Raw genomic sequence first — 24,466 nt, 5'->3', positions numbered from 1 at the left:
AGCCGAAGCTGCCCGGGAAGTTCCCGATCGGCATGCTCGCCCGGTAGATCTTGCCGTTGTCACCGGCGAAGAACAGGTACATGTTCTGGCCGTCGCCGATCAGGGTCTGGTCGATCGGGGCGGCGCCGGGGATGCTGCCGGTGAACAGCGGGTGCGGCGCGGACCAGCCGTTGGGGTTGGTGGGGTCGCTGGACGTGCGGTAGATGAACGGCCACGCACCCCACTGGTAGGCCAGCACCCAGATGTTCTTGGGCGCGAAGTAGAACAGCGTGGGCGCCACCGCGGCCTGGTTCATCCCGCTCTGGCCGGCCGAGGCCATGTCCGACCAGTTCGTGAACGGCTTGAACATCATCGAGCCGTACGACGATCCCGACACGTTCGACCCGTAGACCAGGTGCTTGCCGTTGTACACCACGTTGGTGAAGTCCTTCAGCGACACCCACCCGTTCGCCGGCTGCGCCAACGCACCCGTGGACGTCCACCGGTACGAGGACGGGAGGGAACACGCGCGGGTGGCCGCCTGAGCCGGGTTGGCGACGAGTGTCGCCGCCAAGGAGACCAGGGCCGCGACCACGGCGGCGAGCATCACGGACAGACGTTTGCGGCTGGCACTTGCCCTGCGCATGAGCACCTCTTGACTCTCGCGTAAGTGGTTCCGGTGAGCCGCGTCGGAGGCGGTCCGGACTTGTCGGTGTGCGGCGCTTCGCAGCGGTCGCGAAGAGGTCGGGCCGGACCGTGGCGGTGGAGGCGAGGCCCTGGTCACGGACGTCGGCGGCCGCGGGCGCCAACGGAAATGATGAGTCCATGACATACGCATAGCTGCTCCCTGCGACTCGGCCGTGCCGGTGGATGCGCCCCGGAGCCGCCCCGCTCTGTGAGTGGAGAGACTCCGGTATGCGCGAGATATCGAACAAGGTGCGAGGTGTCGAGCAAACTGGATGATAGGGGGCCGGTGAGCGGCGTCAATACCTCTCGCAAGATTCGCGATCGACGTCGAAATATTTCGCCGGGCCCGTCGGCGGACCACGCCGGTCAGGCCGGCGGCCGCGCCGGGTCAGAGGGACACCGTGAGGCCGAGCCGCTCCGCCAGCTCGCGGGCGCCGACCCCGTACGTCTCCCGGATCCGTACCCCCTCGGGGCCGAGGTCGAAGACACCGCAGTCGGTGTAGACGCGGCTGACGCAACCGATGCCGGTGAGCGGGTAGGTGCACCGCGGTACGAGCTTCGGCTCACCGGAGCGGGTGAAGAGCGTCATCATCACGTAGACGTCCCTGGCGCCGATGGCGAGGTCCATGGCACCGCCGACGGCGGGGATGTCGTCGGGTTCGCCGGTGTGCCAGTTGGCGAGGTCGCCGTCGAAGGCGACCTGGTAGGCGCCGAGGACGCAGACGTCGAGGTGGCCGCCGCGCATCATGGCGAAGGAGTCGGCGTGGTGGAAGTACGCCGCCCCCGGCAGCTCGGTCACCGGGACCTTGCCGGCGTTGGTCAGGTCGGGGTCGACCGCGTCGCCCTCGGCCTTCGGGCCCATGTTGAGCATGCCGTTCTCGGTGTGCAGCACCACCCCGGAGTCGGCCGGCAGGTGATCGGCGATCTTGGTGGGCTGTCCGATGCCGAGGTTGACGAAGGCGCCGGCCGGGATGTCGCGGGCGATGACGGCGGCCAGCTCGTCCATCGAGAGCCGCTGGTCGGCGCGTGCGCGGCCGCTTGGCGTGGTGGTCATCGTGCCCCCTGCACGGTGTAGCGACGGGCCTCCGCCCGGACGACCCGGTCGACGTAGATGGACGGGGTGACAACGGCCTCGGGGTCGAGGGTGCCGGGCTCGACGACCTCGTCCACCTGGACGATGGTCGTCGTCGCGGCCGTGGCCATGACCGGTCCGAAGTTACGGGCGGTCTTCCGGTAGACGAGGTTGCCCATCGCATCGGCGACATGCGCACTGATCAGCGCGTAGTCGCCCTTGATCGGGTACTCCAGCAGGTACTTCCGGCCGTCGATCTCGCGCTCCTCCTTGCCCTCGGCCAGTGGTGTGCCGACCGCGGTGGGGCAGTAGAACGCGCCGATGCCGGCGCCGGCCGCGCGCATCCGCTCGGCGAGATTGCCCTGCGGCACCACTTCCAGCTCGATCTTCCCCGCACGGTAGAGGCGGTCGAAGACCCAGGAGTCGGCCTGGCGCGGGAAGGAGCAGAGCACCTTGCGCACCCGGCCGGCGGCCAGCAGTGCGGCCAGTCCGACGTCGCCGTTGCCGGCGTTGTTGGACACGATCGTGAGGTCCTTCGCGCCCTGCCGGATGAGCGCGTCGATCAGGTCGAACGGCATCCCGGCCAGGCCGAAGCCGCCGACGAGGACGGTGGACCCGTCCTCGATCCCGGCGACCGCCGCGTCCGCGCTTTCGACGATCTCGGCCCGGCTCATCGGTCCGCTCCCGTCGTGTCGCAGTTCTCCAGGACGACAGCCAGGCCCTGGCCGACACCGATGCAGATCGCGGCGACGCCGTAGCGCTGCTTCGTCTCCCGCAGCACCTTGGCCAGCGTGGCCAGGATGCGGCCGCCCGAGGCGCCCAGCGGGTGGCCGATCGCGATGGCGCCGCCCTTCTGGTTGACGATGGCCGGGTCGATCTTCCACGCGTCCAGGCAGACGAGCGACTGCACGGCGAAGGCCTCGTTGAGTTCGACCGCGCCCACCTGGTCCCAGCCGATCCCGGCCCGGGCGAGCGCACGGTTCGCGGCCTCGACCGGGGCGTAGCCGAAGGACTGCGGCTCCAGCGCCATGACGCCGCGACCGGCGATGCGGGCGATCGGGTCGGCCCCGATCGTGCCCGCGGCCGTCTCGCTTCCCAACAGCACCGCGGAAGCACCGTCGTTGAGCGGGCTGGCGTTGCCCGCGGTGATGGTGCCGCCCTGCTCCGGTGCACGGAAGACCGGCTTGAGTCCCGCCAGCACCTGAGGTGTGGATCCGGCGCGGATGCCCTCGTCGCGGGTCAGGCCGACCCCTTCCACCGGCACCACGAGGTCGTCGTAGAAGCCCGACTCCCACGCCGCGTCGGCCAGTTGGTGGGAGCGGGCGGCGAACTCGTCCTGCCGCTCACGGGAGATCCCGAAGCGCTCCGCAAGCTGCTCGTTGGCCTCGCCGAGGCTGACCGTCCAGTCCTTGGGCATCCGCGGGTTGACCAACCGCCAGCCGAGCGTGGTCGAGACGGCGGTGACGTCGCCGGCGGGGAACGGCTTCGCCGTTTTGGGCAGCACCCACGGCGCACGCGTCATCGACTCCACGCCGCCGGTCAGCACCACCTCGGCGTCACCGGACTCGATCAGCCGGCTCGCCGTCATCGCCGCGTCGAGGCTCGAGCCGCACAGCCGGTTGACCGTGGCGCCGGGCACGCTCACCGGAAGCCCGGCGAGCAGTGCCGCCATGCGGCCCACGTTGCGGTTCTCCTCCCCGGCGCCGTTGGCGTTGCCCCACACCACATCGTCGATCGCGGCGGGGTCGAGGCCAGGCACCCCGGTGAGCGTCGAGGTGATGGCGGCGGCGGCGAGGTCGTCGGGGCGGACGCCGGCCAGCGCGCCGTTGAAGCGGCCGAACGGCGTCCGTGTCGCGGCGTACAGGAAAGCACTCATGGCAGCGACGCTAGTCAGGGGTGGCGATATTCTGAAGTACGCATGTCCCAGCCGATTGATATGGACGACGTATGGATCTTCGGCACCTGCGGTACTTCGTGGCGGTGGCCGAGGAACGCCACTTCGGCCGCGCCGCCGAGCGGCTCCACATGGCCCAGCCGCCGCTCTCCCAGCAGATCCGCCAGCTCGAGGCCGAGCTCGGCATCGAGCTGCTGCACCGCACCACTCGCCGCGTCGACCTCACCGAGGCGGGCCGGGCCTACCTGGAGCGGGCGCGCGCCATCCTCGCCGACGTCGACGAGGCCACCCGCCACGCACGGCTCGTCGCGGCCGGCTCGGTGGGTCACCTCGCCATCGGATGCGTGGGCTCGGCGACGTACAGCCTCCTGCCCGCGCTCTCACGACGGCTCACGGAGGAACTTCCCGGTGTCGACTTCTCCTTCCGCGGCGAGATGCTCGCACCCGACCAGGTGGAGGCGCTGCGGACCGGCGCCATCGATGTCGCGCTGCTGCGCCCTCCGGCGGCCGACCTCTCCCTCACCGTGCACACCCTGCGCCGGGACCGGCTCGTCGTCGCCGTCCCCCACGACCACCCCCTCGCCCGCCGTAAACGGCTGCGCGCCGTGGACCTGGCCGGGGCCGACCTGATCGTGCACTCCGCCGACCGGCGGTCCGTGATGTACGACGTCGTGCTGGGCCTCCTGCGTGACGCCGGCGTCGAACCGCACATCCGCCACGAGGTCGGCGAGACCTCGACGCTGGTCACACTCGTGGCCGGTGGTCTCGGCGTCGCGGTGGTGCCCGAGCCGGTGACGGCGTTGACGCTGGACGGCGTCGTCTATCTGCCCCTGACCGGGGCCGATGCGCGCGTGGAACTGGCGGTGGCCCACCGCGCCGACCGCTGCGAGCCGCATCTGGCGCGTACGGTGGGCATCATCCGGACGGCGTTCTGAGCGATGCGGCCGGGCCTGTGTGCGGTCACCGTCCCGGCGGCCGACGGCGAGCGCGCGGCCCGGATCGTGGTGCTCGAACCGGTGGTCGGGACGACGCCGCGCTCCCGGAGTTCACCCCGGGCGCTTCGCCCCCGCGACGCCGCTCCGTGAAGCCGCATCCCGCCCGACCGCGGCGCCGTGTCGTGCGCCCCGGCGTCGATGACGGGAGCCGGTTTCCGCGTGCCGCGACGGCGTCGGAGGAAGCGAGACCGGCCGAGGCGGTCAGGATGCATCCGCGTCGCATTCGTCGAGCAGGAGTGCGGCGACCGCCTCGGGGGCCTCGTGCATCGCGTCGTGGCCGGTCGGAAGGTCGTGGACCCGCCACTCAGGATCGGCCAGGAGCCGGGCACGGAGTCCGGAGAACGGCGTCCGGTCCGCCCATCCCGAGCAGTGGACGAACTCCCGGCGCGGGACCTGGGCGAACCTTCCGGTGAGCCGGATCGTCTGCAGGAAAGAGGCGAGGGGATGGGGGCGGCGGCGGGGATCGCCGCCGTCCGGCGGTCGGACGGCGTAGCCGGTGGTCGCGGCCCCGGCGGCGAACACCTCCCGGTAGCGCTCGGTCGTCGACGACCAGCACGACTCGCCGTCGCGCGGTACGTAGGCGTCCAGATGCACCAGCCGGGAGACCCGGCCGTCGGCTCGATCTGCGGCGGCGGCGATCACCATCCCGCCGTAGCTGTGGCCGACCAGCGTCGCGTCGGTGACGTGGGCGTGATCGAGGAGCCGCAACACGTCGTCGGCGTGCGTGTCGAGGTTGGCGGTCGCGACCGTCGTCCGGTCGTCGTCAGGCCGCAGACCGGTCAGTGTCAGGGCGTGCACGGCATGACCGGCACGCTCCAGCAACGGGACCACCGCCTCGAACGACCAGGCGCCGTGCCAGCCACCCGGCACCAGGACGAACGTCGCCATGCGTTTCTCCTTCTCCCCAGAGCACTTCGCATGGCAGCAGTCTCGCCGGGTCACGGCGTGGCCTGCTAGCGATACGATGCCAAGTGATGCCCGATCGCCGCCAAGTTGGCCGCCCACCCCGTCGGACCGCCGGTGTCACGTCCCATGTGTGGCCGTCCGGCGGGCGCCACCTGTGGCCGTCCGGCGGGACAAGCGCAGTGCAGGCGCACGCACGGGGACACCTGGTGTACGCGGCCAGCGGTGTCCTGACGGTTCACACCGAGCGCGGCACGTCGATCGTTCCCGCCAACCGGGTCGCCTGGACCCCCGCCGAGTTCACGCACTACCACCGCGCCCACGGCGACACCGACATGCGGATCGTGTTTCTCGCGCCGTCCCTCGCCCGGCTGATACCGGACCACCCCGCCGTGTTCCTGGCCTCCGGCCTCGCTCGCGAGGTCCTGCTCGCCCTGACCGGCCCCCGTGACTCCGACGACGCGGCACCTGACTACAGCCGCTCCGCACGCTCTCGCCTCCTTCGCGTGCTCGTCGACGAACTGCGCGAAGCACACGAACAGCCACTGCACCTGCCGGAGCCGCGGGACGACCGGCTGCGAGCCATCGCCCGGGTGCTGTACGAGAGACCGGCGGACAACACCACGCTCGCCGAACTCGGAAGGACGATCGGAGCAAGCTCCCGCACGCTGAGCCGACTGCTCCGGAACGAACTCGGCATGACCTTCTACGAGTGGCGCACGCAGCTGCGCATCCACCACGCGCTCGTACTCCTCGCAGGCGGCCACGACACCATCCGCACCGCCTACGCCTGCGGATGGGCCAACCCCAGCCACTTCATCTCGGCGTTCACCGACATCGTCGGAACGACCCCGGGCCGCTACCGAGCCCGCCAGCATCCCTGGCCATGATGGGACGGGGGTGCCGGCCGGGTGCCGTGGCGTTGGTGACGGTGCTTGCGGCGTTCTGCGCCTCGGGTCCGGAGCACCCGGAGGCCGTCCGCACGGCGTCGCATCTCGGCCCCCTGCCGGTGGACCGCTACGACTACACACCACGGGACCACCGGCGATCCCACCAGGCGTCGGCATTACTGGTCCGGCAGTGCATGGCTGACCACGGTCACCCGCACTTCCCGCTCGACCCCCGTTTCCCCAGCGATCCCGTCGTCAGCACCGCGGTCGGCACCGACTACGGCGCCCTCGACCTCGACGCCGCGCGCCGCTGGGGATACGGCTGGGACCCCGCACAACACCCGGCCTCCCGGCCCACGGGCCGTCGCATGACCTACGCCGAGTACGCGGACTTGCCCGCCTGCACCCTGCAGGCGGACCGGCGGCTGATGCGGGGCGTGGACATCGAGCGGGACTGGCTGTACGCGGACAAACGGGCGATCGAGGTCGACAAAGCGGTCAGGCGTGACCCACGCCTCCGCGCGGCCTGGGGTCGGTGGTCCCGCTGTGTGTCGGAGCAGGGATTCACCCGCTGTCCCGACCCCGACGCAGCCTTCTCGGACCTGGCCTGGCAGCGGGACAGCAGCGGCAACACCCGGCACACGCGGCGGGAACGAGCGACCGCCGTCGCGGACGTCACGTGCAAGCGCAGTCTGCGGACGGCCGAAATCTGGCACTCCGTACGTGCACGGAAGCAGACCGCGGACATCGCACGACACCGCGAAGGCTACGCCGCCGGGCTGCGAGCACTGCGGAGATATCGGGCCAACGTCGCCGAGGTGCTGCGCAAGCTCGGTCAGGTCCTGTCGGGTCGCTCACCGCCGTGAGGACGGCAAGGGCACGGAGGGCCGCGTCGCGGTCAGGACGCCAGATACGAGGGAGCCGAGGCGACGGGCAGGTCCAGGCCACGGGCCGCGACGAGACGCGCGGTCCCGTCGGCCAGGCTGTAGCACAAGCCCACCACTGCCGCCCGGCCGGCAGCGACCCGGTCGGCCAGCAGGCGGGAACGGTCGAGCAGCAGGTCCACGGTGTGTCCTACGTGTTCCGCGAGGATCTCGTCGGCACTCACGCGTCCGGCGGCCCTCGCCGCCAGCACGCTGGGGGTGACCCGCTCGACGACGTCCCGGATGTAGCCGGCCGGCGCCATGCCGTCCTCCAGCGCCGCGCACGCCGCGCCGACCGCCCCGCACGAGTCGTGGCCGAGGACCACGACCAGGGGGCAGTCCAGCACGTCGACGCCGTACTCGATGCTGCCGATCACTTCCGGGCCCATGACATGGCCGGCCGTGCGCACCACGAAGAGGTCACCCAGACCGCGATCGAAGATGATCTCGGCGGCCAGGCGGGAGTCGGAGCACCCGAACAGCACGGAGAAAGGGCGCTGGGACGGAGCGACCTCGGTACGGCGGGTGGCGTCCTGGTTCGGGTGCTCCGGGGCACCCGCGATGAACCGCTGGTTGCCGGCCAGCAGCAGCTCGAACGCTTCTCGGGGGGTTGCGGCCTGGATCTCTGTCATGGCCGCAGCGTACGGCCGGCGGCCCGGATGCGCGAGGCCGGGTCCACGGTCGACGGGTCAGGTGCTCATGGCCCGGCGGACGAGCGCGGTGTCCATGAACCGCTCGAAGCGGACGACGGCGCCACCGCGCACGACGCACGCGTACGGCGACGCGTGGGCGACGCGCACGTCGACCGGTCCGCCCACGCCGGCACGGTCCACGTGCCGAGCGCGGGCCGCCCGACCGGGAAGCCGGCGTTCCGCACCGAACGGCACGGGCCGTGACCGGAGCAGACACACGCACCGTCGTCCGCACGGCCCGGAAACAGGGCCGGACGTCCGCTCGCTGCGGCACCCGACGGCGCGATGTACTGGAAGGGAGCCGGCCCCACGATCGCCGCGCCGGACGGACCGAGGTACGTCATGACCCAGCGCACGCCCACCACACGGCTGCACCGCCTGACCGCGGCGGTGGTGTCGAACCGGATGGAACCCGCTCTCCTGACCGTCACCGCGGCGGCCCTGGCAGCCGGCGGCATCGCCTGGCTCGCCGGGGCCGGGGACGTCGCCGACCTCTTCTGGGCCCTGGGGACCCTGTCCGCGGTCGTCCCCGCCGTGGGATGGGTGATCGCCGCGCTCCGGCACGGCCACGCGGGGGTCGATCTCATCGCCGTCCTCGCACTCGGCGGCACCCTGGCCGTCCACGAATACCTGGCCGGCGCGCTGATCGCGCTGATGCTCGCCACCGGCCGCACCCTGGAGTCCGCGGCCCAGCGCCGCGCCTCCCACGACCTGCGCGCCCTGCTGGAACACGCACCGCGCTCCGCGCGCCGCCGCGGCGTCGCGGGCGTGACCACGGTGCCGCTTGCCGAGGTCGCCGTCGGTGACCTGCTCGTCGTCGGCCCCGGCGAGGTCGTCCCCGTCGACGGCCGGGTGGTGAGCACCGCGGCCGTCCTCGACGAGTCGGTGCTCACCGGCGAGGCCCTCCAGGTCGAACGGGCCCGGGACGAGCCGGTGCGCAGTGGCGTGGTCAATGCCGGTGGCGCCTTCGAACTGCGCGCCACCGCAACCGAGCAGGACAGCACCTACGCCGGGATCGTACGGCTGGCCCAGCAGGCCGGCGCCGAGTCCGCGCCGGTCGTACGGCTGGCCGACCGGTACGCGGCCTGGTTCCTGCCGCTGTCCCTCGCGGTGGCGGGACTGGCCTGGCTGCTCAGCGGGGACGCGGTGCGCGCGGTCGCCGTCCTGGTGGTCGCGACCCCCTGTCCGCTGCTGCTGGCCGCTCCTGTCGCCATCGTTTCCGGCCTCTCCCGCGCCTCCCGCCTCGGCGTCGTCATCCGCGACGGCGGCGCGTTGGAGAACCTGGGCGGCGCCCGCACCCTGCTGCTGGACAAGACCGGCACCCTCACCCGTGGCCGCCCCCGCGTCCTCGACGTGATCGCCGCGCCCGGCGGCAAACCGACCGAAGTGCTCCGGCTGGCGGCCTCGCTCGACCAGTACTCGCCGCACGTCCTCGCCCAGGCCATCGTCGACACCGCCCGGGAACGCGGACTGGCTCTCTCCGTCCCGGCGGACGTCACCGAGGAGCCGGGCCGGGGCGCCTCCGGCGCCGTCGACGGACACCGGATCTCGATCGGCCGCACGGAGGCCGCGACCGCGCGGCCGGGCTGGGCGAAGGCGGTCGGCAACCGCGCCCTGCTCGACGGTGCGGCCGTCGCCTGGCTCACGGTCGACGGACACCTGGCCGGTGCCGTGCTCCTGCGCGACCCCCTGCGCCACGACGCGCCACGCACCCTGCGTCACCTGCGCGCGGCAGGCATCGAACGGATCCTCATGCTCACCGGCGACCGCGCCGAACCCGCCCACGAGGTCGCCGCCGTACTCGGCCTCGATGAGGTACGCGCCGAACTCGGCCCCGCCGACAAGGTCGCCGCCGTACGTGCCGAACGCGAGCACGCGGTCACCGTGATGGTCGGCGACGGCGTCAACGACGCCCCCGCCCTCGCCGCCGCCGACATCGGCGTCGCCATGGGCGCCCGCGGTTCCACCGCCTCCTCCGAGGCCGCCGACATCGTCCTGACCAACGACCGCGTCGACCGCCTCGCCGACGCCGTGGCCATCGCCCAGCGCGCCCGGCGCATCGCCGTGCAAAGCGCGCTCGGCGGGATGTCGATGTCCCTGGCCGCCATGGTCGCGGCCGCCTTCGGTCTGCTTCCGCCCGCCGCCGGCGCCCTGCTCCAGGAGGGCATCGACGTCGCCGTCATCCTCAACGCCCTGCGCGCCCTGCGCGTCCCCCAGGCCGCGCGGCCGGCCCTCACCCCCGCCGCCGAAGCCCTCATCCACCGCTTCGCCGCCGAACACGACGACCTCCAGGACGTCCTCGAATCCGTGCGCGACGCCGCCGACCGCCTCTCCGACGGCCCCGGCCCGACGGCCCTGGCCGCGGTGGAGGAGACCCACCGGCTCCTGGCCGAGCGGCTGCTGCCGCACGAGTACGCCGAGGAGCACGAGCTCTATCCCGCCCTCGCGCCGGCGCTGGGGGGTCCGGAGGCCACCGCCACCATGAGCCGCGCCCACACCGAGATCGAACGCCTCTCCCGTCGCATCGCCACCCACCTCGAACTCGCCCACGCGGGCGGTGGCCTCTCCCCCGAACAGCTCGACGACCTGCGCTCGTGCCTCTACGGCCTCAACACCGTCCTGCGTCTGCACTTCACCCAGGAGGAGGAGAACTACTTCTCCCTCGCTCCGTGAACGACGGCATGGGAGCGCTTGCCGTCGTGTGGACCACCCGGGCGACGAGTTCGCGGTGGCGGCGGGCGGCCCCGGACGGTTACCGGTCGGTCGGGCCAGTCTCGGACCTTGAAAGCACAAATTACCCAGATCCTCTCTTCATACCGGCCCCGATGGTCTAGATTGACCGTGCTTCGGCTGTTCGGACACGAGGCGACCAGTAATGATCTATAGGTCCGGTGCTGTGGAGGGCCAGCGGTCGCCTCCCCGGCACCAGACGTGGGGGTGATCAATGCTCGGCGCCCGGGAGGGGGCCTTGGGTGCGGGGAGCACCTGGGGTGCCGACGGGTTCCAGCACACCGCGCGGGTCTGGCAGGACGTCCAAGTCCGCTGCCGCCAGGGTGGGTTGTTGGAGCAGCTCTGAAACAGCCGGGATGTCCGGCGCGGGGTGGCGGGGGCCGCCCTGTGGGCAGGAACAGCGCTGCGTGGGAGGCGGGGGCCTCCTGAGGGGAGGGGCAGTGCGGGAGGCGGGGGCCTCCTGAGGGGAGGCGAAGTGCGGGGGGCGGGGGCCTCCTGTGCAGAGGAACGGTGTTAGGCGAACACGTCGAATCACTGGGAACCTGGGGGGTTCTGTGCGGCAAGGGGGCGTAGTCAGCCTGTTCCCGTCGGCGCGCGAGCGTGTGGCGAACGGGACGATCAGTCAGACCGCGATCGACTGGGAGCAGCGGTACCGCCGTACCGTGATCACCAGCGACACCGCGGCAACGGCCATGGTAGTGGCGTCGATCGGCAACTTCTTCGGGGCCCGGGACGCGGCCAACTGGCACGAGAAGTGGGGAATCCTCGCCTTCGGCACCGAGCTGCTGGTGCTGGGTGCGCTCGCGGTGAGCCGGTCGTGGGCTCCGGCCGTGCTCGGCCAGGGGGCCGAGGAATTCCGCCGGCTCGGACGCTCACTGTTCACGGCGACCGTCGTGCTCGCGCTCGGCGGGATAGCCCTCACCTCGCGCAACATCAAGCTCTGGATCTTCGTCGCGGTTCCCGCCATCGCGCTCGTCACCATGACCGAGCGGTATGTGCTCCGCCTCTGGCTGCACAAACAGCGCAAGGAAGGGCTGTGCCTGAGACCAGTGCTCGCCGCCGGGAGCCCGGCCACCGTGCGCGACCTGATCACCCGGACCCGCAAGTTCCCGCACCTGGGCTGGCGGGTGGACGGGGTGTGCACCACGGACGATCTCGAGCTCGACGGTGACCGACTGGACGGTGTTCCGGTCGTCGGCCGGCTGACGGACGTCGCCAAACACGTCGAGCACGACGGCTACCGTGTCGTCGCGGTCACGCCGGACCCGTACTGGACACCCGACCGGCTGCAGCGGCTGGCCTGGAACCTCGAGGGCAGCGATGCCGAGATGGTCGTGGCCCCCGTGCTGATGGAGGTGGCCGGCCCGCGGCTGCACGTCGACGCGGTGCTCGGGATCCCGCTGCTGCGGGTCAGCATGCCCACCTTCACCGGGGGGCGCCGGGCGATCAAGGGGGTCGTCGACCGGGTCGGCGCGGCGGTCCTGCTGATGCTGTTCGCGCCGCTGATGGTGCTCGTCGGACTGCTCGTGGCGGTGGACAGCCGGGGCGGGGTGTTCTACCGCCAGCGCAGGGTCGGCAAGGACGGGCGCGAGTTCACCATCCTCAAGTTCCGCACCATGGTCGCCGGGGCCGACCGGGCGCGGGCCGAGCTCGCCCACCGCAACGAGGGCGCCGGCCCCCTGTTCAAGCTCCGCCGGGACCCTCGGGTGACCCGGGTGGGGACGGTGCTGCGCCGGTACTCGATCGACGAGCTCCCGCAGCTTCTCAACGTGCTCACCGGATCGATGTCGCTCGTCGGTCCGCGGCCCCCGCTGCCGGAGGAGTCCGCCGCGTACGGCCCCGACATCCGGCGGCGGCTGCTGGTCAAACCCGGACTCACCGGCCTGTGGCAGATCAGCGGACGCAGCGACCTGCCGTGGGAGGAGGCGGTCCGCCTCGACCTGCGGTACGTCGAGGACTGGTCGCTCGCCCTGGACACGGTGATCTTGTGGAAGACGCTGCGTGCGGTGCTCTACGGCCAGGGGGCCTACTGATGCGCGGGGGTCGTCCGGCCGGCGCGCGGATCGCAGGCCGTCAGGGCCTGCCTGGGGGGAGGAACGAGTCATGAGAGTCAGCGTTTTCGGGCTCGGCTACGTGGGCTGCGTGTCGGCCGCGTGCCTGGCCAGCATGGGCCACGAGGTCATCGGGGTGGACGTCAACCAGGTGAAGGTCGACCTGGTCAACGACGGCAAGGCCCCGGTGGTCGAGGAGCGGATCGGCGAGCTCATCGCCGAGGTCGTACGGACCGGGGCACTGCGCGCCACCGGCGACGTCCGCGAGGCGATCACGGGCAGCGACATGTCGCTGGTCTGCGTGGGCACTCCGTCGGAGCCCAACGGCAGCCTGTGCACCACCTACTTGGAGCGGGTGACCGAGCAGATCGGCACCGCGCTGGCCGAGGGGGCCGGGCAGGGGGGCCGGCACACCGTGGTGTTCCGCAGCACCATGCTCCCGGGCACCTGTCTGAACCTGCTGGTACCGCTCCTGGAGAAGAACACCGGCGGCACGGCCGGGGTGGACTTCGGGGTCGCGGTCAACCCGGAGTTCCTGCGCGAGGGCACGAGTGTGCGGGACTTCTTCGACCCGCCCAAGACCGTCATCGGCGAGCTCGACCCGGCGAGCGGCGACGCGGTCACGGCTCTGTACGACGGCCTGCCCGGCGAGGTGTTCCGGGTGCCGGTCCCGACGGCCGAGGCGATCAAGTACGCGGACAACGCGTTCCACGGCCTCAAGATCGGCTTCGCGAACGAGCTGGGCGCGGTGTGCCAGGCGCTCGGGGTGGACTCGCACCAGGTGATGGACGTGTTCCTGGCCGACCGCAAGCTGAACATCAGCCCCGCCTACCTGCGGCCCGGCTTCGCCTTCGGTGGCTCCTGCCTGCCCAAGGACCTGCGCAGCCTGGTCCACGCGGCGCAGCGGGCCGACGTCTCGGTGCCCATCCTCTCCCATGTGCTGCCCTCCAACTCCGACCACCTGCAACGCGCGGTGGAGCTGGTCGAGCGCACCGGCAGGCGCCGGGTGGGGATGTTCGGGCTGTCCTTCAAACCCGGCACCGACGACCTGCGCGAGAGCCCGCTCGTCGAACTGGCGGAGAGGCTCCACGGCAAGGGGTACGACCTGCGGATCCACGACGCCAACGTGAGCCTCTCCCGGCTGCTCGGCGCGAACCGCGAATACATCGAGAACCGGCTGCCGCACCTCGCGCAGCTGCTCGCGGACTCCGTCGAGGAGGTGCTCGAGCACGCCGAGGTGTGCCTGGTCGGAACCAGGGATCCGGCCGTCCTCTCGGCACTGCCGCACGGCGGGGGCCCGCTGATCGTCGATCTCGTCCGCCTTCCCGACGCCGAGGCGCGCCGGACCGAACCGGGGTACGTGGGCCTTGCCTGGTGATGCGATCAACGGTGACGGGTCGGGCCTGCGCGCGCTGATCCTGGTGGAGAACCTGTCGGTGCCGTTCGACCGGCGGGTGTGGCAGGAGTGCACGACGCTGCGCGACGCGGGCTGGGAGGTGCACGTCATCTGTCCCCGCGGGGAGAAGCGGGACACGGAGCCGGAGGCGCTGATCGACGGGGTGCGGATCCACCGTTACCCGTTGCGCGCGGCCACCGGCGGGCCGGCCGGCTACCTGCGCGAGTACGGATCGGCGTTGTGGCACACGGCCCGGCTGGCCCGCAAGGTCGGCCCGGTCGACGTGGTCCACGCCTGCAACCCGCCCGACCTGCTGTTCCTGCCGGCGCTGTGGCTGAAGCGGCGCGGCGCGCGGTTCGTCTTCGACCAGCACGACCTGGTGCCCGAGCTGTACCTCTCCCGGTTCGGCCGTGGCGAGGACCTGCTCTACCGCGCCGTGTGCGCGCTGGAACGGCGGACCTACCGGGCCGCGGACATCGTGCTCGCCACGAACGAGAGCTACCGGGACGTCGCGGTGCGCCGTGGTGGCCGGCGGCCCGAGGACGTCTTCGTGGTGCGCAGCGCGCCCGCGATCGAGCGGTTCCGACCGGTGCCGCCGGAACCGGAGTTGAAGCGCGGCAAGCCCCATCTGCTGTGCTACCTCGGCGTGATGGGCCCGCAGGACGGTGTCGACTACGCCTTGCGGGCCCTGGCGAAGCTGCGCGACGAGCTCGGGCGGACCGACTGGCATGCGGTGTTCGTCGGATCCGGCGACGCGTTCGACGCGATGGAGGCGCTGTCCCGGCGGCTCGGTCTCACCGAGCAGGTGCAGTTCACCGGGCGTGTTCCGGACGCCGACCTGGTGCGCTACCTGTCCACCGCGGACGTGTGCCTCTCCCCCGACCCGCGCAATCCGCTCAACGACGTGTCGACCATGAACAAGGTTCTGGAGTACATGGCGATGGGCAGGCCGATCGTCTCGTTCGACCTCAAGGAGGCGCGCGTCTCCGCCGGTGACGCCGCCGTGTACGCACCCGCCAACGACGAGGCGCAGTTCGCCAAGCTCATCGCGGTGTTGCTGGACGATCCGGAGAAGCGGGCCCGGATGGGCGAGATCGGCCAGGAGCGGATCGGCGGGCAGCTTTCCTGGCGCAACTCGCAGTCGTCGCTGCTCGCCGCCTACGCCGCCGCCTGCCGTGACCGCACCGCGGTGCCGGCGGGCGACCCGGTCCGCACAGGGAAGAGGCAGCGGCGTTGAACGAAGACACGATCCGCCTGGTCACACTCGGGCGGATACTCCGTCGGCGGTGGCGGCTTCTCGCCGTCCTCACCGTGGTGGGGGCACTCGTCGGCTACGGCACCTCGGTGGTGTTCCCGCCGCGGTACACGGCGTCGGCACCGGTACTGCTGCCGGGGCAGTGGGAGGAACGCGAGCTCCGCACCCAGGTGGACATCGCCACCAGTTCGGCGGTGCTCGACCGGACGGCCGCCGCTCTGCACTGGTCCGGCGTCAGCGGCGCCACGCTCCAGGACCGGGTGACCGCCCAGGCCGCCGACGGGAACATCATCAAGATCTCGGGCACGGCCGACACCCCGAAGCGCGCACAGCGTCTGTCCGACCAGGTGGCCCGGCAGTTCGTCGCCTTCGCGTCGGGGATCGCGGGCGGCAGCGCCGACCCCGAGGCGTCCTCGGGGACCGAGGCGCTGCGCAAGAAGGTGGCGGAGACCAGCCGCCGCATCACCGATCTGGCCAAGGCGGCCGATCCGGGACAGACCGTGGAGAGCGTGCAGACCCGCACCGAGCTCGAGCAGCTGCGCACCTCGCTCGAGGAGGCCATGCAGAAGCTGAACGAGGCCGACCCGGCGAACAACAAGGCGGGCATGGTCGTCATGGGTCCGGCCCCCAGGCCGACCGGCGAGGCGCCGCCCACGAGGGTGCAGCTCATCGTCGCCGGGGCGCTGCTGTTCTTCCTGCTCACGCTCATCGGCCATCTCGTCTCGGCACGGATGAACCGCCGGCTGCGCACCGAACCGGAGATCGCCGCGGCGCTGGGCTCGACGCTCCTCGGCACCGTCGACGTGCCCACCGAACAGCGGGTGCACCGGCCGGAGGGCGGCGGCCCCCGGGCCCGGATCCGCCGCCTCCTCGGCATCGACACACGGTGGGACACACCCGCCCCGCAGAAGTCCGGCGACCAGGCCGGCAGCCGGATCCGCTACCGGCGGGTGTGCGCTCGCCTGAAGGAGCGGCTGCCGGGAGCCCAGCGGCTGCTGGTCGTCGTACCGGACGGCGACGAGACCGCCCGCCGGGCCGCCGGGCAGCTCGCCGCCGAGGCCAAGAACGGTCCGCAGCTGCGAGTGGTGGAGGTCTCGGTGGACCGGCCGACGGTGCCGGACCGTGACACCGAGTCCGGCGCCCTGGTCGTCCTCAGCGCGGGCAGCTGGACCGCGGAGGAGCTCGTCGGCATCGCCGAGGCGTGTGCGGACGGCAGGCACGAGATCGTCGGCATCGTCGTCGCCGGCATGGTCCTGGCCCGCCCCACACGGTCCGCCGGCCAGTTTCCCGACGACGCCACCCAGACGCTCGCGGTGCACGGCCACGGAACGGGAGGTTCAGCGTGACGACGAGCACGACTTCGGAGTCGACGGCCGCCGCCCCGCTCCTCGACCTGCAGGCACTGGTGGTGGCGGTGCGCAGGCGCCGGCGCCTGTGGTGCGCCATGGCGCTGGTCGGCCTGTTGATCGGGTCGGCGGCGGCGATACTGATGCCGCCGCCCCCCAGCGCGGTGACCAAGGTGCTGGTCGCGCACGAGGAGGACCAGCCGAACGACCCCGGAACGCTGATCCGCACCGACGTCGCGCTGCTGCAGACCACGCGGATCGCCGACGCGGCGCTCAAGTCCCTCAAGTCCCCGGAGAGACCGGAGACCTTCATGCGGGACTACAGCGGCGTCGGTCTGACCAACAACCTGCTGCAGATCAATGTGACGGGTGCCAGCGACGCGGAGGCGGAGGCCCGCGCAAAGGCGCTGGCCGACGCGTTCGTCGCGGACCATGTGCGGCGGATCCAGGAAACCTCGAACGCCCAGGCCAAAGCCCTGCTCAAGCAACGCGACCGGCTGCGGGACGAACTCGCCCAGGTCAACAAGGCGATCGCGGACGGGTCGACGGCGAGCGGAGCGAAGACGTCGGCGAACCTGGAGTCGCTCTTCGCCCGCCGGGCCGACCTCACGTCGAAGATCACCGATTTCGGTGAGCGCGCCGCGGAGGCGAGCGTCGGCACGCCGCAGCTCATCGCCGGCACACAGGTCGTGGACGCCCCGCACGCGGTGCGGCACTCGCTGCCCAAGGCCGCCGCCACCGACGCCGCGATCGGACTCGTCCTCGGACTCGTCCTCGGACTCGCGGTGTCCGCGGTCGGCGCGGTGGTGGCGGACCGCCCCGTGCTGCGCCGGGAGATCTCGGCCAACCTCGGCGCCTCGGTCATCGCGGAGCTCCCCGCCCGGCCGCCCCGGCTGTGGCACCGTCGGCGGAACCGGGCAGCACGCGAACGCCTCACCGGATCCCTGGCGCGCACCGTGCGCGGCTCCGAGGAACCGGTGTCGCTGCTGGAACTGGGCTGTGCGCGCAGCACGGCCGCGATCGCCCTGGACCTCGCCGGATCACTGGCGGCGGACGGGCCGGTGGTCGTCATCGACGGCCTGCCCGGCTCGCAGCTCTCCCGCCGCCGCCCCAAGCCGGGAGACCCGACCGTGGTCAGCGGCGAGCGTGCCACGGCCGTGCCGCATCAGGGGCGCGCCCTCGGCGTCGGCTCGGTGGCGCCCGGCACGGCGTGGACCGACCTGCAGTACCTCGGCACTCGGACCGTGCTCGTCGTGCGTGCCGGGCACGGCAGCGCCGCCTGGCTGCACACCGTGGCGCGGCAGCTCGCCGATCAGCGCATCGCGGTGATCGGCGTGGTGCTGATCGACCCCGACCCGCGCGACCGGACCGACGGCACGCTGTGGGACGGGCTCCACACCGCTCTGCGCGGTCAGAGCGACCGGTCCGCCCGGCGGGGCGGTGGGGGCACCTCCCACGCCGTTCCGGCAGTGGGAGAGGCCCGGCCCCGGACGGATCGCCAGCCGATGTGGGCGGCACGGGTCCCGGACAGCAACCAGGAGGCGCGGTAGGACATGTGTGGCATCGCAGGCACTTACCGATGGCCCGACGGGAAGATCGTGACCGACCGGCTCACCGACACCCTCGCCCACCGCGGTCCGGACGGGGCGGGCCGGTACAGCCACCCCGTCGGTGACGGCGAAGTACACCTCGGCCACCGCCGGCTGGCCATCATCGACCTGTCCGGGACCGGCGCCCAGCCGATGGTCTCGGACGGCCTCGCCCTGACGTACAACGGCGAGCTGTACAACGCGCCCGAGCTGCGTGCCGAGCTGTCGGCCGCCGGGGTGTGCTTCCGCGGCACCTCCGACACGGAGGTGCTCCTGGAGGCCTGGCGGCGCTGGGGCACGGACTGCCTGCCCCGGCTGCGCGGCATGTTCGCCTTCGGCGTCTTCGACGAGCGAACCGGTGAGCTGGTGCTCGCCCGCGACCAGCTCGGCATCAAGCCGCTGTTCCTGCTCCGGCGCGGCGAGGGCCTGGTGTTCGCCTCCGAGCTCAAGGCGCTCTCCACCGCGACCGGCGGACCGCTGGAGGTGGACCACGCGGCGCTGGTGGCGTCGCTGCTGTACTACTGGGTGCCGGACTCGCGGTGCGCGTTCCGCGAGGCGGAGAAGCTGCCGCCGGGGAGCTGGCTGAGGTGCCGGCCCGACGGCCGCGTCGAGCGGGGCCGGTTCTGGAACCTGAAGGACGTCGCCGCCGAGGGCCGGGAGCGGGCCCGGGCCGGCGAGCGGCCGGACCTGGCCGCCGTCGTCGAGGAGTCGACCCGGCGCCACCTGCTCTCCGACGTGCCCGTCGCGACCTTCCTCTCCGGAGGCCTCGACTCCAGCTACCTGACCGCGCTGGCGGCCCGCCACCGACCCGGGATCTCGGCCTACACGATCGGGTTCCGCGCCGAGGACGCCAGGTTCGAGGCGATGCCGGACGACCTGCGCTACGCCCGGCAGGTGGCCGAGCGGTTCGGCGTCGACCTGCACGAGATCGAGATCGCCCCGAACGTGCTCGACCTGCTGCCGCAGATGACGTACCACCTGGACGAGCCGATCGGCGACCCGGCCGCGATCAACACGTTCCTGATCTGCTCGGCCGCCCGGGAGGCCGGGGTCAAGGTGATGCTCTCGGGGATGGGCGCCGACGAGCTGTTCGCCGGGTACCGCAAGCACCTGGCCAACCTGCTCGCGCTGCGCTACCAGCGCGTCCCGCGGCCCCTGCGGCGCGGGGTGTCCGCGGCCGTGGGCCGGCTGCCGGTCGCCACGTCCCGCCGGGGCCTCAGGTCGGTGCGCTTCGCCAAGAGGTTCCTCTCCTTCGCCGAGCTGCCGGAGGAGACGGCGTTCCGGCGCAGCTACACCATGTACGACCAGGGCGAGCTGCTCGGCCTGGTCGATCCGGACCTGGCCGGGGCGGTCGACGACGTGCTGACCGAGCACGCGGACGTCTACGCGGACAACGACCTCGACGACTTCGTCAACCGGATGTGCCTGGCCGACGCCCGGATGTTCCTGCCGGGCCTGAACCTCACGTACACGGACCGCTCGAGCATGGCCGCGTCGACCGAGGTGCGGGTGCCGTACGTGGACGTGGAGGTGGTCAGGGCGGCGTTCACCGTGCCCGGCGATCGCAAGATCGCCGGACGGCAGGGCAAGGCGGTCCTCAAGGAGGCGGCCGGCTCGATCCTGCCCCGGGAGATCGTCTACCGGCCCAAGGGCCTGTTCAGCGCCCCGCTGCGCGCCTGGATGAGCCGGGATCTGGCGCCGCTCGTGCGTGAGGTGGTCGACGACGGCGAGCTCGTCCGCTCCGGGTTCCTGCGCCGCGACGCGCTGGCCCGGATGGTCGCCGAGGACGCCGCAGGACAGCAGGACTTCTCCAAGCATCTGTGGCATGTGCTGACCCTCGAGTACTGGTATCGCGACGCGACCTCTGGGTCCGGCCAGAGCACTCGGCAAACGGCTTAGGAATCAGAGGAGTTCGGGTGAAGCAGGTTGTACAGAACTACAAGAGCGGCGAGCTGGCGGTGCTCGACGTTCCGGTGCCCGGGTGCAAGCCGGGGGGTGTGCTGGTCCGCAGCGCCTACTCGTTGATCTCCACGGGGACCGAGCTGATGAAGGTGTCCGAGGCCGGCATGTCGATGCTGGGCAAGGCCCGCTCCCGTCCCGACCAGGTGGCCAAGGTCATGCAGAGCGTGGCCACCAACGGGGTGCCCGCCACCTACCGCAAGGTGATGGGCAAGCTGGACTCCTACACGCCGCTGGGCTACTCGCTGTGCGGGGTGGTCGAGCAGGTCGGCGCCGGGATCGACGAGGTGAAGGCCGGCGACCTCGTTGCCTGCGCGGGCAACGAGCACGCGTTGCACGCCGAGCTGAACTGGGTGCCGAAGAACCTCTTCACCCCGGTGCCGGACGGCCTCGCGCCCCGGCACGCGGCGTTCGGCACCGTCGGGTCGATCGCGCTGCAGGGCGTCCGCCAGGGCGGGTCACAGCTCGGCGAAGTGGCCCTGGTCATCGGCCTCGGCCTGATCGGGCAGCTGGTGGTGCAGCTCCTCGCCGCCTCGGGAGTCCGCGTCGTCGGCGCCGACCCCGACCCGGTGCGCTGCGAACTCGCCGAGCGGCTGGGTGCGGCGGCCTGCGGGGATCCCGCGTCCGCGGCCGTGGAGGCCGCCGTCGCCGGACTCACCGGCGGTACGGGCGTGGACCAGGTGTATCTGGCGGCCGGTGGCGGCAGCAACCAGCCCGTCGAGCTGGCCGCCCGGCTCTGCCGGGACCGCGGCCGGGTCGTCGACATCGGCAAGTGCCGACTCGACCTGCCGTGGAACGCGTACTACGAGAAGGAGCTCGACGTCCGGTTCTCCCGCAGCTACGGACCCGGGCGCTACGACCCCGAGTACGAACTCGAGGGACGCGACTACCCGATCGGCTACGTGCGCTGGACGGAGCGCCGCAACCTGGCGTGCTTCCTCGACCTCCTCGCCCGCGGCGGCGTCGACGTGGAACCCCTGGTCTCCCACATCGCCGACTTCGACGACGCGGTCGAGACGTACCGGCGTCTGAAGGACGGCGACCTGAAGGCCGTGGCCGTGCTGTTCCGGTACCCCGAACAGGCGGGGGAAGCGGAGGAAGCGGTGGCCCCGGCGGTGGCCGTGCCCGCGGTCAAGGTGCAGTCCGGTCCGGCCCGGCCCGCCAAGTCCCCGGTACGGCTCGCGTTCGTCGGCGCGGGGAACTACGCGACGTCGATGCTGCTGCCGCACCTGGCGCGGCGCGAGGGCGTGGAGTTGTCGACGGTCGTCACCACGACGGCGCTGTCCGCGGCCAACGCGCAGCGCAAGTTCGGCTTCGCCGGGGCGACCACCGATCTCGACGCCGTGCTCGGCGACAAGTCCGTCGACGCGGTGTTCGTGGTCACCCGGCACAGCTCGCACGCCGAACTGACCCGTAAGGCGCTGCTCGCCGGTAAGACCGTGTTCGTGGAGAAGCCCCTCGCCCTCACCGAGGACGAGCTGGCCGGTGTGCTCGCGGCGGTGGAGGAGTCGGGCAACGACCGGCTGCAGGTCGGCTTCAACCGACGGTTCGCGCCGCTGCTGCAGGAGGCCAGGAAGCGGTTCGGCACCCGGACCGGACCGGCGCACCTGCGCTACCTGGTCAACGCGGGCCGGCTGCAGCACGGCAGCTGGTACCTCCAGCAGGGCACCGAGGGCTCCCGGTTCGCGGGTGAGGGCGGGCACTTCATCGACACGGCGAGCTGGCTGCTCGACGCCGACCCGGTGTCCGTGTACGCGACCGCCCCGTCCGGCAACGAGGACCTGCAGATCGTGCTGGGCTACCAGGACGGGTCGACGGCCACCATCAGCTACCTCACCTCCGGCCCCTCCGGATTCCCCAAGGAGACACTGGACCTGATCGCGGACGGCCGTGCGCTGCGGCTCGACGATTTCGTGCGGGCCTCGGTGTATTTCGAGAAAAGCACAGCCGGCCAGAAGCGGTGGGTCAGCTCACGGCTGCCCAAGGCCCGGGACAAGGGCCAGAACGCCGAGCTGGCCGCGTTCGTCAAGGCCGTGCGGACCGGCGGGCCGATGCCGGTGCCGCTGGAGTCGCTGGTCGCCACCACGGCGGCCACCCTCGCCGTGCGGACCGCTCTGGCCGGCGGTGCGCCGGTGACGTTGGCGGGGGCGCGATGAGCATGAGCGCGGGCTGGTACCTGCGGCGGCTGTCCCGGATGGGGCCGCGGGAGGTCGGCGGCCGGGTGGGCGACGCGGTGCGCAGACGGGGGTGGCGGTCGGCGCGCCCGCACTGCCCGAGGGTGACCGGGGCCCGGTTCACCGCGGTACTGCCTGCCGGGACGACCGCCGCGGTGGCACCGGACGCCGCGAAACGGCTCATCGCCGAGGCGGACCGGCTCATGGGCGGGCACGCCGAGTACTTCGGGGTGGTCCGCGACGACCTGGCCGACCCGGACTGGTGGTTCGACCCGAAGACCGGGCGCCGGGCTCCCTCGGGCTACGCCTTCGACGTGCCGTACCGGAACGAGGACGCGGTCGGGGACATCAAGCAGATCTGGGAGCTGTCCCGGCATCAGTACCTCACCGTGCTCGCCGCCGCCTACGCGATCACCGGGGACGAACGGTACGCCGAGCGCGTGGCCGAGCACCTGCGGTCGTGGTGGGCGGTCAACCCGCCGCTGCGCGGCGTCCACTGGATCAGCGGGATCGAGCTGGGCATCCGGCTGCTGTCCTGGGTGTGGATCCGCAGGCTGCTCGACGGCTGGCCGGGCGCGGCCGCGCTGTTCGAGGACAACCCGGTGGCGCTGAACCAGATCTGGTACCACCAGCGCTGGCTGGCCGCGTTCCCCAGCCGGGGGTCGTCGGCGAACAACCACGTCATCGCCGAGACGGCCGGGCAGTTCGCGGCGGCCTGCGCGTTCGGGTGGTTCCCCTCGTCGGCGCGCTGGCGGGCGGACGCGCTGCGGTCGCTGGAGCGGCACCTGCGCGGCAACACCTACCTCTCCGGTCTCAACCGTGAGCTGGCCACCGAGTACCACGGACTGGTGCTGGAGCTCGGGCTGGCGGCGGTGGCCGAGGCGGATGCCGCGGGCGTGGCGGTCCCCGCGTCGATCCGGCTGGTGCTGCTGCGGATGACCGACGCGCTCGCCGCGGTCGTGGACAACCGGCTCCGGCCGCCTCGCCAGGGGGACGCGGACGACGGGTACGGCCTGGTCCTGGACGGCACGGGCACCGACCGCTGGGGCTCGCTGCTGACCACCGGTGACGCCGTCTTCGGCCGGCTCCCCTGGTGGCCCGAGGTCACCGGCACCGACGTGCGCACTCCGCTGCTGGCCGCGCTCGTCAAGTCGGGCGAACCGTCCGTGCGCCGCCCGGCGAACCGTCCGGCGCACTTCGCCGACGCGGGGCTCACCATCCTGCGCGGGCCGGAGGAGATCTGGTGCCGTTGCGACGGTGGTCCGCACGGCTTCCTCTCCATCGCCGCGCACGCCCACGCGGACGCGCTGTCCTTGGAGGTCCGGCACGACGGTGTCGACGTGCTCGCCGACCCGGGGACGTACTGCTACCACGGCCAGCCCGAGTGGCGGCAGTACTTCCGGTCGACCCTCGGCCACAACACCCTGCAGCTGGACGGCGGTGACCAGTCCGTCTCCGGCGGCCCGTTTTTGTGGACCCGGCATGCCGAGACCCGTGTCCTGACCGTGGACACGTCCGGCGAGGACGTGACCCGCTGGGCTGCCGAACACGACGGCTACGAAGGCTCCGTGCACCGCCGCCGGGTGGAGCTGACGGCCACCCGCCGGGAGCTGCGGGTGATCGACGAGGTCCGCGGTGAGCACAGCCCGCGCCGGGCCGTCCGTCTGGCGTTCCACCTCGGCCCGGCGATCGCCGTGGCCCTGGAGGGGAACCGGGCGCAGCTCACCTGGACCCGGGACGGCGAGGACCGGTCCGCGGTGCTCGACCTGCCCGGGCAGCTGGCCTGGCGGGCGCATCGCGGTGAGTCCGATCCGCCGCTGGGCTGGTACTCCGCCGGCTTCGGGCGCAAGGAACCCGCCACCACGCTGGTCGGCACCGGTTTCGCCGACGGCACGGAGGACTTCACGACCGTGCTCGGGTTCCGGGGCTAG

18 protein-coding genes and 1 pseudogene are annotated in these 24,466 nt (G+C 72.2%); 12 read left to right on the top strand and 7 right to left on the bottom strand.

Features of this window, described 5'->3' with window-relative positions:
- From ACWC21_RS36750 to ACWC21_RS36735, 4 genes and pseudogenes are all read right to left on the bottom strand, one after another.
- A pseudogene (locus tag ACWC21_RS36750) lies at positions 1-505 on the bottom strand (non-reducing end alpha-L-arabinofuranosidase family hydrolase); the annotation flags it as partial.
- Positions 506-1,054: 549 nt separating this feature from the next.
- Positions 1,055-1,720, bottom strand: coding sequence for a 3-oxoacid CoA-transferase subunit B (locus tag ACWC21_RS36745; protein WP_450888489.1), 666 nt, complete (start codon positions 1,718-1,720; stop codon positions 1,055-1,057).
- Positions 1,717-2,412 carry a 3-oxoacid CoA-transferase subunit A gene (locus ACWC21_RS36740; protein ID WP_450888487.1) on the bottom strand — a complete coding sequence of 232 codons (696 nt, stop codon included), beginning with the start codon at positions 2,410-2,412 and terminating at the stop codon, positions 1,717-1,719. The genes ACWC21_RS36745 and ACWC21_RS36740 overlap by 4 nt, the downstream gene beginning before the upstream one ends.
- Positions 2,409-3,614, bottom strand: a complete 1,206-nt coding sequence (locus ACWC21_RS36735; protein WP_450888485.1) for a thiolase family protein — start codon at positions 3,612-3,614, stop codon at positions 2,409-2,411. Before ACWC21_RS36735 ends, ACWC21_RS36740 begins: the two co-directional genes overlap by 4 nt.
- A gap of 71 nt (positions 3,615-3,685) precedes the next feature.
- Between ACWC21_RS36735 and ACWC21_RS36730 the strand changes: the two genes are divergently transcribed.
- Positions 3,686-4,567, top strand: coding sequence for a LysR substrate-binding domain-containing protein (locus tag ACWC21_RS36730; RefSeq protein ID WP_450888483.1), 882 nt, complete (start codon positions 3,686-3,688; stop codon positions 4,565-4,567).
- A 261-nt stretch (positions 4,568-4,828) separates the two neighbouring features.
- Here ACWC21_RS36730 and ACWC21_RS36725 read toward each other — a convergent pair whose 3' ends face one another.
- The gene (locus ACWC21_RS36725) at positions 4,829-5,515 is read right to left on the bottom strand and encodes an alpha/beta fold hydrolase (RefSeq protein WP_450888482.1); all 687 of its coding nucleotides are present in this window, start codon (positions 5,513-5,515) and stop codon (positions 4,829-4,831) included.
- Between the two features lie 197 nt (positions 5,516-5,712).
- Between ACWC21_RS36725 and ACWC21_RS36720 the strand changes: the two genes are divergently transcribed.
- A complete protein-coding gene (locus ACWC21_RS36720; RefSeq protein ID WP_450888480.1) occupies positions 5,713-6,420 on the top strand; it encodes an AraC family transcriptional regulator in 708 nt (235 codons plus the stop codon).
- Between the two features lie 35 nt (positions 6,421-6,455).
- Complete coding sequence (locus ACWC21_RS36715; protein ID WP_450888478.1) at positions 6,456-7,286, top strand: hypothetical protein; 831 nt, start codon at positions 6,456-6,458, stop codon at positions 7,284-7,286.
- 32 nt (positions 7,287-7,318) lie between these two features.
- Here the strand turns inward: ACWC21_RS36715 and ACWC21_RS36710 are convergent, their stop codons facing one another.
- Both ACWC21_RS36710 and ACWC21_RS36705 read right to left on the bottom strand, forming a co-directional pair.
- Positions 7,319-7,975, bottom strand: coding sequence for a carbonic anhydrase (locus tag ACWC21_RS36710; protein ID WP_450888477.1), 657 nt, complete (start codon positions 7,973-7,975; stop codon positions 7,319-7,321).
- 57 nt (positions 7,976-8,032) lie between these two features.
- Positions 8,033-8,161, bottom strand: coding sequence for a hypothetical protein (locus ACWC21_RS36705; RefSeq protein ID WP_450888475.1), 129 nt, complete (start codon positions 8,159-8,161; stop codon positions 8,033-8,035).
- A gap of 279 nt (positions 8,162-8,440) precedes the next feature.
- Between ACWC21_RS36705 and ACWC21_RS36700 the strand changes: the two genes are divergently transcribed.
- The 9 genes from ACWC21_RS36700 (at position 8,441) to ACWC21_RS36660 (ending at position 24,466) form a co-directional block, all read left to right on the top strand.
- On the top strand, positions 8,441-10,708 hold the full coding sequence (locus ACWC21_RS36700; protein WP_450888496.1) for a heavy metal translocating P-type ATPase: 2,268 nt from the start codon (positions 8,441-8,443) through the stop codon (positions 10,706-10,708).
- Positions 10,709-11,319: 611 nt separating this feature from the next.
- Complete coding sequence (locus ACWC21_RS36695; protein ID WP_450888473.1) at positions 11,320-12,798, top strand: sugar transferase; 1,479 nt, start codon at positions 11,320-11,322, stop codon at positions 12,796-12,798.
- A gap of 70 nt (positions 12,799-12,868) precedes the next feature.
- Positions 12,869-14,194, top strand: coding sequence for a nucleotide sugar dehydrogenase (locus ACWC21_RS36690; protein ID WP_450888472.1), 1,326 nt, complete (start codon positions 12,869-12,871; stop codon positions 14,192-14,194).
- Positions 14,184-15,449, top strand: coding sequence for a glycosyltransferase family 4 protein (locus ACWC21_RS36685; protein ID WP_450888470.1), 1,266 nt, complete (start codon positions 14,184-14,186; stop codon positions 15,447-15,449). Before ACWC21_RS36690 ends, ACWC21_RS36685 begins: the two co-directional genes overlap by 11 nt.
- Positions 15,446-16,813, top strand: a complete 1,368-nt coding sequence (locus tag ACWC21_RS36680; protein ID WP_450888469.1) for a Wzz/FepE/Etk N-terminal domain-containing protein — start codon at positions 15,446-15,448, stop codon at positions 16,811-16,813. Before ACWC21_RS36685 ends, ACWC21_RS36680 begins: the two co-directional genes overlap by 4 nt.
- Positions 16,810-18,363, top strand: coding sequence for a Wzz/FepE/Etk N-terminal domain-containing protein (locus ACWC21_RS36675; protein ID WP_450888467.1), 1,554 nt, complete (start codon positions 16,810-16,812; stop codon positions 18,361-18,363). The genes ACWC21_RS36680 and ACWC21_RS36675 overlap by 4 nt, the downstream gene beginning before the upstream one ends.
- Before the next feature lie 3 nt (positions 18,364-18,366).
- Positions 18,367-20,301 carry an asparagine synthase (glutamine-hydrolyzing) gene (asnB, locus tag ACWC21_RS36670; protein WP_450888465.1) on the top strand — a complete coding sequence of 645 codons (1,935 nt, stop codon included), beginning with the start codon at positions 18,367-18,369 and terminating at the stop codon, positions 20,299-20,301.
- Positions 20,302-20,318: 17 nt separating this feature from the next.
- The gene (locus ACWC21_RS36665; protein WP_450888464.1) at positions 20,319-22,517 is read left to right on the top strand and encodes a bi-domain-containing oxidoreductase; all 2,199 of its coding nucleotides are present in this window, start codon (positions 20,319-20,321) and stop codon (positions 22,515-22,517) included.
- On the top strand, positions 22,514-24,466 hold the full coding sequence (locus tag ACWC21_RS36660; RefSeq protein WP_450888462.1) for an alginate lyase family protein: 1,953 nt from the start codon (positions 22,514-22,516) through the stop codon (positions 24,464-24,466). The genes ACWC21_RS36665 and ACWC21_RS36660 overlap by 4 nt, the downstream gene beginning before the upstream one ends.

The organism is Streptomyces sp. NPDC001348, assembly GCF_053597535.1.
This window is presented reverse-complemented; position numbering and strand designations above follow the sequence as displayed.

Excerpts from the sequence above, each read along its gene's own strand:
- ACWC21_RS36660 (WP_450888462.1), top strand. The coding sequence starts at position 22,514 with ATGAGCATGAGCGCGGGCTGGTACCTGCGGCGGCTGTCCCGGATGGGG.
- ACWC21_RS36725 (WP_450888482.1), bottom strand. The coding sequence starts at position 5,515 with ATGGCGACGTTCGTCCTGGTGCCGGGTGGCTGGCACGGCGCCTGGTCG.
- ACWC21_RS36710 (WP_450888477.1), bottom strand. The coding sequence starts at position 7,975 with ATGACAGAGATCCAGGCCGCAACCCCCCGAGAAGCGTTCGAGCTGCTG.
- ACWC21_RS36735 (WP_450888485.1), bottom strand. The coding sequence starts at position 3,614 with ATGAGTGCTTTCCTGTACGCCGCGACACGGACGCCGTTCGGCCGCTTC.
- ACWC21_RS36740 (WP_450888487.1), bottom strand. The coding sequence starts at position 2,412 with ATGAGCCGGGCCGAGATCGTCGAAAGCGCGGACGCGGCGGTCGCCGGG.
- ACWC21_RS36700 (WP_450888496.1), top strand. The coding sequence starts at position 8,441 with ATGGAACCCGCTCTCCTGACCGTCACCGCGGCGGCCCTGGCAGCCGGC.
- ACWC21_RS36745 (WP_450888489.1), bottom strand. The coding sequence starts at position 1,720 with ATGACCACCACGCCAAGCGGCCGCGCACGCGCCGACCAGCGGCTCTCG.
- asnB (WP_450888465.1), top strand. The coding sequence starts at position 18,367 with ATGTGTGGCATCGCAGGCACTTACCGATGGCCCGACGGGAAGATCGTG.
- ACWC21_RS36690 (WP_450888472.1), top strand. The coding sequence starts at position 12,869 with ATGAGAGTCAGCGTTTTCGGGCTCGGCTACGTGGGCTGCGTGTCGGCC.
- ACWC21_RS36730 (WP_450888483.1), top strand. The coding sequence starts at position 3,686 with ATGGATCTTCGGCACCTGCGGTACTTCGTGGCGGTGGCCGAGGAACGC.